This window comes from Kitasatospora sp. MBT66, assembly GCF_000710405.2.
GTDB classification, from domain to species: domain Bacteria; phylum Actinomycetota; class Actinomycetes; order Streptomycetales; family Streptomycetaceae; genus Kitasatospora; species Kitasatospora purpeofusca.
Genome location: NZ_JAIY01000015.1, coordinates 196,090 through 197,196 on the forward strand (window position 1 = coordinate 196,090; position 1,107 = coordinate 197,196).

Below are 1,107 nucleotides of genomic sequence, written 5' to 3' on the forward strand. Positions count from 1 at the left end.
GCACCAGCCGGTGAGTGGTCGAAGAGGCGGGGGAGCGGTACATGACCCGGGCCGGCACCGCGGCCTGCTCCACGAACTCCTTCAGCGTCGAGGAGCGGGTCAGGACCTCGTGGACGAGTCCCTCGATCCGCCCGTCGGGCCCGGACGCCAGACGGACCCGTTGGACGGTCGGCGCACGGTGGCCCACCACGGCCGCGAGCTGTCCGCGCGGCAGCGCGAGCCGAACCGGCCGTCCGGCGACCCGGGCCGCCATCGCGGCCAGGACCACGTGCGGCCGGGGCGTGCCCTTGCAGCCGAAGCCGCCGCCGACGTGCTCGCTCACCACCAGCACCTGCGCGCCGTCCAGTCCGAACAGGGCGGCCAGCGTCCTGCGGACCTCGCCGGTGCCCTGGCTGGAGTCGTGGACGACGAGTCGTCCGCCCTCCCAGCGGGCGGTCGCGGCGTGCGGCTCCATCGGGTGGTTGTGCAACGGCGGGATCCGGTAGGTGGCGTCGACCCGCACCTCGGCGGCGGCCCAGGCGGCGTCCGGGTCGCCGCGCAGCCGGTCGGCGGGGTGGCCGCCGTTGGCCTTCTCAGGAGCGTAGACACCGGGATGGCCCTCGACGAGGACGACATCGTGCGGCTCGGCCGCGTACGTCACCCGCACGTCGGCCGCGGCCCGTTCCGCGGCTTCCGGGGTCTCGGCGACGACCAGGGCCACGTACTGGCCGCGATGGGCGACGTGCGCCGACTGGAGCACGGCCAGCGTGGGATCCTCCACCTCCGCCAGGCGCGGCGCGTTCTCGTGGGTGAGCACCACGCGCACCCGCGGGTCGGCGAGGGCCGCCGAGGCGTCGATCGCGGTGATCGTGCCCCGGGCCACGGTGGCGGGCACCGGACAGGAGTACAGGCAGTGCGCCGGGCGCTGGTCGTCGGCGTAGCGGGCGGCACCGGTGACCTTCGCCCGGCCCTCCAGACGGGTGTGGCCGCTCGTCGCGGTGGGGTCGCCGTTCATCGTGCTCCACCCTTCGCGGCGAGGTCGCACAACAGCCGGACGGCCAGGTTGCGGGCCAGCGGAATCTTGTACGCGTTGTCGCGCAGCGGGCTGGCGGCCGCGAGTTCGGCCTC

Annotated in this window: 1 protein-coding gene and 1 pseudogene; both read right to left on the reverse strand. The window is 75.2% G+C overall.

Features of this window, described 5'->3' with window-relative positions; all coding sequences use genetic code 11:
* Positions 1–994, reverse strand: a 994-nt coding sequence (locus BI06_RS54175) for a xanthine dehydrogenase family protein molybdopterin-binding subunit (RefSeq protein ID WP_369826328.1), incomplete at its 3' end; no start/stop codon positions are given.
* Positions 991–1,107 (reverse strand): annotated as a pseudogene (locus BI06_RS54180) (xanthine dehydrogenase family protein subunit M); the annotation flags it as partial. The gene BI06_RS54175 and the pseudogene BI06_RS54180, both read right to left, overlap by 4 nt.